This is a genomic window from uncultured Cardiobacterium sp., assembly GCF_938028185.1.
Lineage (GTDB): Bacteria > Pseudomonadota > Gammaproteobacteria > Cardiobacteriales > Cardiobacteriaceae > Cardiobacterium.
Map to the genome: position 1 here is coordinate 1 of NZ_CALJAH010000025.1, position 7,593 is coordinate 7,593.

Below are 7,593 nucleotides of genomic sequence, written 5' to 3' on the forward strand. Positions count from 1 at the left end.
AAAGCGCCTTCCCCTACACCATCCGCGTCGTCTCCGAAATCACCGAATCCAACGGCTCCAGCTCGATGGCCTCCGTTTGCGGCACCAGTCTTGCGCTGATGGATGCCGGCGTGCCGGTCAAAACCCCGGTGGCAGGCATTGCCATGGGCTTGGTCAAAGAAGGTGAGCGCTTCACCGTCCTCTCCGACATCCTGGGCGACGAAGACCACCTGGGCGACATGGACTTCAAAGTCGCCGGTTCCGCCAACGGCGTTACCGCCTTGCAGATGGACATCAAAATTGACGGCATCACCCGTGAAATCATGGAACAGGCGCTGACCCAGGCCAAAGCCGGACGCCTGCATATCCTCGATATCATGAACCAGGCGATTGCCCAACCGCGTGCCGAAATCTCTGAATACGCACCGCGTTTCACCACCCTGCGCATTGACGTCGAAAAAATCAAGGACGTCATCGGCAAAGGTGGTGCGACTATCCGCAGCATCACCGAGACTACCGGTACCACCATCGAAATCGAAGACGACGGTACCATCAAAATCGCCGCCGTGGACAAAACTGCCGCCGACGATGCCCGCCGCATCATCGAAGAAATCACCGCCGAACCGGAAATCGGCCGCATCTACGACGCCAAAGTGGTGAAAATCACCGACTTCGGCGCCTTTGTCGCCTTCCTCCCCGGCAAAGAAGGGCTGGTACACGTCTCGCAAATCGCCGAACACCGCGTCAATAACGTCGAAGACGAACTCAGCGTCGGCCAGGAAGTTAAAGTCAAACTGCTGGAAATTGACCGCCAGGGCCGCGTCAGACTCTCTATCAAAGAGGCAAAAAATTCGTTATAATCCGCGCCCCGTTTAACACGACCAAACCGGAGAGATGGCAGAGTGGTCGAATGCGCACGCCTGGAAAGTGTGTATACGTTAATAGCGTATCGGGGGTTCGAATCCCCCTCTCTCCGCCACCACCCAAAAAAACCACCTTGTTCAAGGTGGTTTTTTTCGTTCCAATCTTGCCCGTGTGAAATGACAAAGGCGCGGTCTATAGCAATCCTCACAAGCCCTGTACAGCGAGGCGATGCAACACACAGTATGAGGCGGGGGATTGCCATAACAATCTACGCAAATACCCCTCAAAACGTAGGGGCGGTTAGGACGAAGTCCGTAACCGCCCGAACTATAAATTGGTCATAGCACGATGATTTTATCGCCGTCCACCGAAAGCCTCATATGGTGTTACGCCGCTTGACCGGGAGCCCACGCCGTACCCGCGTACTGTCTTCGACGGCGCGTCTTGTACAGAATTTCGTGTGTATCGCACATCATTGGCGCGGTACTTTTTGTGCGTAGCAGCCATGAAAAACCCCGCCGTGGCGGGGTTTTTTGCAGCAGGAGGTTAGCCCATCACGCGGTTGGTGGTCAGCACCCAGAAGATGATGAGTGCCGGGCCGAGCAGGCCGACGCTGATGCCGCCGAGGCGGAATTCGGACTGTTTGAGCAGGCCGGTGCTGTAGGCAATGGCGTTCGGCGGGGTGGAGACCGGCAGGAACAGTGCGCAGGAGGCGGAGAAGCCGATAATCAGCGGCAGGATGGCCGGGTTGTGGTCGCCGATGAGCGCCGTCACCGAGAGCGCGACCGGGATGAGGATGGCGGTGGCGGCGGTGTTGCTCATGAAGTTCGACAGCGTCACGGTAATCAGCGCGAAGAGGATGATCAGCGTGTGGTAGTCGATTTGGACGTGTTTGAGTTTTTCGACGTAGTATTCGGCGAGGTGCTGTTCTTCGATGGCAAGGCCGAGGGCGAGGCCGCCTGCGACCAGCATCAGCGTGTCCCACGGCAGCGCGCGCACGTCTTTGCCGGTCAATATGCCGGTCAGCGTTAGTCCGGCGATGGGGATACCGGAGACGGCGGCGGTCGGGATGCCAAACAGCGGTTTGCCCACCATCCAGAAGAACAGGGTGAGGGCAAGGATGGCCATCATGATTTGTTCTTGCAGCGGATTGACCGCAGGCGTGCCGTCCTGCGGCGCGGTAAGGAAGCTGGTGTCGAGCGGGTCTTTGCCGATTTTGTAGGCGCTGACGAGGATGCGCCAGAAGACGAGGGTGAGGATGATGGCGAGCGGCATACCGACAATCATCCAGTCGATGAAGCCGATGTTGATGCCGCGTTGTGCCAGCGCGCCGACGGTGATGGCGTTGGGCGGCGAGCCGATGACGGTTCCCATGCCGCCGATGGAGGCCGCCGCCGGGATGCCGAGCAGCAGCGCGCGGGCGAAGTTGCTTTTGCTGTTGGTGTAGAGCGGCGCGGCGGTTGCGATCATCATCGCGGTGGTGGCGGTGTTGCTCATCAGCATGGAGATGCAGGCGGTGGTGAGCATCAGGCCGAGGAGGATGTAGCGCGCTTGCTGGCCAAAATAAGGCAGGAGTTTTTGCAGCAGTTTGTAGTCGAGGCGGGTTTTTTGCATCCCTTCGGCGAGGAAGAAGCCGCCGAGGAAGAGGATGATGATGCCGTCCGACCAGGTTTTGACGTATTTGCCAACGTCGATGCCGTCCGCGTTGCCGAGCGCATAGACGAGGAAGCCGACGATGAAGATGCCGACCGCGAACGGCGGTGCGGCTTCGGTAATCCAGAGCTGGATGGCGAAGAAGAGGAGGAACAGCGTGCAGTATTGCGCGTAGCTGAAGCCTTCGCCCGCGACCACGAGCGCGAGGACAACGGAAATAACGAAGGCGGCGATGGCCTGTTTGATTTTTTTGCGGCTTTCCGGCGACAGCGCGCGCCAGGTGGTGGCGATATAGACTGCCGTATCACGGGGAAGCCTGCGGCAGCGCGCCACGAATGCGTGCCAACTGGCGACGGCAGACGCCCGCGCGTCATGGGCGAGTTTGCGGCAGCGTTCGCGGCAACGTGATACGAACGCACGCCAGCGCGACGTGTGGCCGGGTTTTGTCTCTTGCATAATTGCCTCTTTTGTCAGGTTAAAAAATCAAACCACCGGCTTCTGCCGGTAGAACAGCAGCCCCGGCAGGGCGAGGCCGAAGACCAGCGCCGACAGCAGGAAGCCGGTTTGCACGAACTGATCGACCATCACCGCGAAGCGTTCGGGCGAATAGCCTTCCTTTTCAATCAGCACCAGCGACAGCATCGCCTTGTACGCGGGGATGCCGGGGAACATCGGGATGACGGCGGCGACGGTAAACACCTTCGGATGCGCGCGGTGATAGCGCTGCGCCAGCCAGACGCCGAGCGTGCCGATGAGGGCGGCACCAAAAAAGGTGGCGAAGACCGGCGTGATTCCGGCGAGTTTCAGCACCGTCGCCGTGCCGTGGCCGAGTGCGCCGAGGGCGGCGCAGAACTTGAGCGCGCGCGGCGGCACATTGAACAGCAGCGCAAAGCCGACCGCCGGGATGGCGGCGAAAACCCCGTCATTGAGCAGCAGCCACACCAGCGCCAAAGCGTCCGGCGGCGGTGCGGACGGTGCTGCCGCCGCATTCGTCCACGAATCAATGCCCAGCACGGCGAGCGCCATGACGATGCCGAGCGACGAGCCAAGCGTCAGCACCGTCGCCAGCGCCCAGCGGCCAATGCCCATGTTCATGAAGCCCTTGAGCACGTCGGAGAGCGAATTGATCAGCGGAAAACCGGGGACGAGCATCAACACCGCCGACGCCATCGCAATATGGGCGTCATTGCCCATCTGGACGCGCAAGCCCAGCCCGGCGACCAGGCTGGTGACGAACGCGGTCGCCATAAACACCAGCATCGCATTGAAATGCAGCCCGCCGAGCCATTGCCGCACCCGCATCCCGCAGACACTGGCGGCAAAAGTGAGCGCGCACACCTCCCAACTGCCGCCGGAAAGGCGGGCAAAACAGGCGCAGGAAACGGCGACCAGCAGCAATACCAGCCACGGCGCATAAACCCGCGTCTGCTGTTGCACCCGCTCCAGCGCCTCGTGCACGCCGACGCGGTCGAGCTTGCCTTCCTCGGCGGCGAGCATGATGCGCTGCACCCCGCTCACCACCGTCATATTGACACCGCGATCGACATTGCGCCGCGCGGTGGTGATGCAATAGCCGTCAAACACCGTGGTCAGCACGATGGAATTGGCCGTCAGCGTACATTCCACCCGCGAGGCACCGAGAGCATAACCGAGCCGGGTCGAAACCCCGACCACCAGATTGCTCTCCGCGCCGTATTGCAGGAGGAGCAGCGCCGAGAGTACGCAGAGCCGCGTCACCTCATGCTGCGCCGCCTCGTCCAGATGCACCGCCAGCGGCGGCGTTTCGCTTGTCATATTCGGACTCCATGAAAAGATGACGGCAATTTTACCGCGTCCGCGCCCGCCCGGCAGACGGAAACGCCCGGTGGCGGCGTTTACATACATCATCCCCGCTATCCTGTATGTATAGCTGTCCACCGAAAGCCTCATACGGCGTTGCGCCAGATTTCCGCCCGCAATAAAAACGGCCTCGCAAGAGGCCATTTTGTAGCGGAATACCGGTCTGTGTTAGCGCTGCGAGCCGCCAAACGCGCCCTGGAAGTCTTCCGTCGGGTTGGCGTAATGGCCGGCGATGTCTTTGGCGTTGTCGCCATAGAATGCGCCATTGACGGTGGTGTCATTCGTCTTGCCCGTGAATTTATTGCCGTCAATGGTGGCATCGAGCGAGCGCGGCACGAATGGGCTGTTGTCATTCGGCTTGCTGAAATCCAGCTTCAGTTTCTTGTCGGCAAAATTGGCGTGCGCAAAGAGGATGCCATTCGTGTATTCATGATTGGCATGATTGACGTGCACCACATCGCCGACATATTCCGCCGTGCTTTGCGTCGGCATATGGGCGGTCAAATGCCCCTGATGGAAAACAATATTGTTGCCCTGATAGGTGAGTGCACCATAACGGGCATTGCCGCCACGGGTCATGCCACTCACAAATTTTTTATAGGACGTACCACCAAGCGTCAAATTATCGACATTCACCAGTCGCCCTGGCCGAATGCCTTCGACGACCAGCGGCAATTCGACCCCATTAAAGCTCAAAGTATCAAAACTGGGCGCGCTGTTGGAGCGCGAGCTGCCAAAGGAGCCCTGTTGGGCATTATAAAAACTCAAATGGCGATAGACATTCTGCCCCGGTTGCGGATGGGGCGCAGGCAGATTCGGATTGGGCTTGGGATCGGGCGTCAATTGGATATCGCCACCGCCACCACAACCGGCAAGCAGCAGGGCCAATATCGCACCACCCATCATTTTGACTGACATGGAAATCTCCGGGAAAGGACAGGATTGCGACGCGGACATCATCGCCGCGCCTCCGTTTCCGCGGCAGAGCGCGGAAAATCAATGGCATTATTATCGGAACAGCAAGGGATTGGGTCAATATGGCGCAATGGCGTAACGCCACTCGCGGCCGCTTAACTGCCTCAATTTTCTGCCACTTCCAGCGGATTACCAATCAGGCAATTGGCGGACAGTTTTTGCTCATGCGGCAAGCCCAAAAAAACGGGGCATTGCCCCGTTTTTTATCTATCAAAATTCATGCCGCAAGAGCAGTTTGCTCAAATAGCTGTGCTCACCGCCCTGAGTTCGGTAAGAGCCTTTGATTTCGGTATAGGTATGCTTGCTGAAATAGTAGCGGTAGCCGAGGTGATATTGCTGCCAGAATTTTTCTTTTTCATAGTCGAGCATTTCCCAGCCCGCGCGGAATTTTTGTGAGCCCAGGCTGTAATCGAGCGAGGTCGCGGCAAATTCGCCAAATCCGGCGTGGTGCTGGTAATCCAGCGCCCATTCGAGCGACTGTTTTTTGTCCTTGTTTTCAAGGAAGGTAAAGGCGACGGATGCGCCCATGATTTCTTTGGTTTTGCCGCCCAGTTCGGTTTCGATGGCGGGAACGCTGGTGCTTTGATAACCAAAGGAAGCGTCAATGCCGTTTTTGTTGTAGCCAATAGCGGCGTCATAGGCATTGAAGGCGCGGTTTTTGCCGTTTTTAATCACTTCATGCGAGCCGTCGAGGATGCCGTCAATGGCGAATTTGAAGCCGCTGCCGCCGATATTGTCCAAATCGTAGCGGATAACTTTTCCGGGACGCGCCAAACCAATGGCGGCATCGTCAAAAACGGATTTGCCCATATAGCTTTTCCACGCGGTATTTTGCCGCCCCAGCGTCAGTTTGCCGAAATCGCCTTTCAGGCCGATATAGGCTTCGCGCAGACCATTCAGGCCACTGCCGTCTTTCGTTTCTTTACTGGTGAGATGGAGATTGAAGAATGCCTGGATATTGCCGCCCAGTGCTTCTGTCGCTTTTATGCCAATACGCAAATGGTCATTCAGATAATCCACTTTGCCATCGCTTTTTTTGCCGCGATCGGTGATTTTGACGCCTTGCGACAGCGAGCCGTAAAGGGTCACGGTGGATTCGTTTTTGTCGCCAGCGGCAAGGGCGGTTTGGCCTGCCCATGCGGCAAGGGCGACGAGGGCGATATGGCGTGATTGGTACATAAACAATAATTCCTCTTGTTTGGATTAAAAGCCGCGAGCTTAACGACATCATTGCGCGCCCGCAATGTTATTTTGCGCCAATAAATGCAGCCATTTTCTTTGCCGCAATCGTGGTGCGAACGTCGGCGAAAATGGCAAATCTGGCAGTCATCTTCATTGCCGTTTTATATCGCTTTCGCTGCCGCCAGATTGGCGCAGCAGTCATGCGCATAAACGGCTACAATGCCGCGCATCAATTGACGTACAGCAAGGAGTTTTCATGGCAGCAGAAGGGGCGGGCGATCTCGTCCGCGTGGTTTCATTATTGGGTGCGGCGGTGGTCGCCGTGCCGCTGTTCAAGCGCCTCGGCCTCGGCTCGGTACTGGGTTATCTCGCCGCCGGGCTTGCCATTGGCCCGTTCGGGCTGCGGCTCGTCACCGATTCGCAGGCGATTATTCATATCGCCGAATTTGGCGTGGTAATGTTTTTGTTCGTCATCGGTCTGGAAATGAAACCCTCGCATTTGTGGGGGTTGCGCCGCCAAATATTCGGCCTCGGCAGCCTGCAAGTGCTGGTCTGCGCCATTCTGCTCACCGCCGTCGGGATGCTTTACGGCTTCCCGTGGCAGGTCAGTTTCATCAGCGCGGCGGGCTTCGTCCTCACCTCGACCGCCATCGTCATGCAGGTGTTGAACGAGCGCGGCGATATTTCCAGCCCGCGCGGGCAACGCATTGTCTCCATTCTTCTTTTTGAAGACTTGCTGATTGTGCCGCTGCTCGCCATCGTCGCCTTCCTCTCGCCGCTGGAGCCCGTCGGCGAAGCGGCGCGACCGCTGTGGCAATCCGTCGCCATCGCCTTTGGCGCACTCGCCGCGCTGGTCGTCGCCGGGCTGTTCGTACTGAACCCGCTCTTCCGCATCCTTGCCGCCACCCGCGCCCGCGAAGTGATGACCGCCGCCGCGCTGTTCGTCGTCCTCGGCGCGGCGCTGCTGATGGAAGCAGGCGGGTTGTCGATGGCGATGGGCGCATTTGTCGCGGGCGTCCTGCTCTCCGAATCCTCCTTCCGCCACCAGCTCGAAGCCGATATTGAGCCCTTCCGCGGCCTGCTGCTCGGCCTCTTTTTCCT

6 protein-coding genes and 1 tRNA gene are annotated in these 7,593 nt (G+C 58.5%); 3 read left to right on the forward strand and 4 right to left on the reverse strand.

Going from position 1 to position 7,593, the window contains the following annotated elements:
• Both Q0349_RS00920 and Q0349_RS00925 read left to right on the forward strand, forming a co-directional pair.
• A partial coding sequence (locus Q0349_RS00920) for a S1 RNA-binding domain-containing protein (protein ID WP_298078888.1) occupies positions 1-839 on the forward strand: 839 nt, incomplete at its 5' end.
• A 28-nt stretch (positions 840-867) separates the two neighbouring features.
• Positions 868-958 (forward strand) — tRNA-Ser (locus tag Q0349_RS00925).
• A gap of 431 nt (positions 959-1,389) precedes the next feature.
• On the opposite strand, the gene Q0349_RS00930 is transcribed toward Q0349_RS00925, so the two are convergent.
• The 4 genes from Q0349_RS00930 to Q0349_RS00945 all read right to left on the reverse strand — a co-directional run bounded on the left by Q0349_RS00930 (position 1,390) and on the right by Q0349_RS00945 (position 6,489).
• Positions 1,390-2,952, reverse strand: a complete 1,563-nt coding sequence (locus Q0349_RS00930) for a DASS family sodium-coupled anion symporter (protein ID WP_298078889.1) — start codon at positions 2,950-2,952, stop codon at positions 1,390-1,392.
• A gap of 27 nt (positions 2,953-2,979) precedes the next feature.
• Positions 2,980-4,383 carry a threonine/serine exporter ThrE family protein gene (locus Q0349_RS00935; protein WP_298078890.1) on the reverse strand — a complete coding sequence of 468 codons (1,404 nt, stop codon included), beginning with the start codon at positions 4,381-4,383 and terminating at the stop codon, positions 2,980-2,982.
• A gap of 120 nt (positions 4,384-4,503) precedes the next feature.
• Positions 4,504-5,295: a transferrin-binding protein-like solute binding protein gene (locus tag Q0349_RS00940; protein ID WP_298078892.1), complete on the reverse strand. Its 792-nt coding sequence runs from the start codon at positions 5,293-5,295 to the stop codon at positions 4,504-4,506.
• 225 nt (positions 5,296-5,520) lie between these two features.
• The gene (locus tag Q0349_RS00945; RefSeq protein WP_298078894.1) at positions 5,521-6,489 is read right to left on the reverse strand and encodes a porin; all 969 of its coding nucleotides are present in this window, start codon (positions 6,487-6,489) and stop codon (positions 5,521-5,523) included.
• A 259-nt stretch (positions 6,490-6,748) separates the two neighbouring features.
• Here Q0349_RS00945 and Q0349_RS00950 point away from each other — a divergent pair.
• Positions 6,749-7,593, forward strand: an 845-nt coding sequence (locus Q0349_RS00950; RefSeq protein ID WP_298078895.1) for a monovalent cation:proton antiporter-2 (CPA2) family protein, incomplete at its 3' end; no start/stop codon positions are given.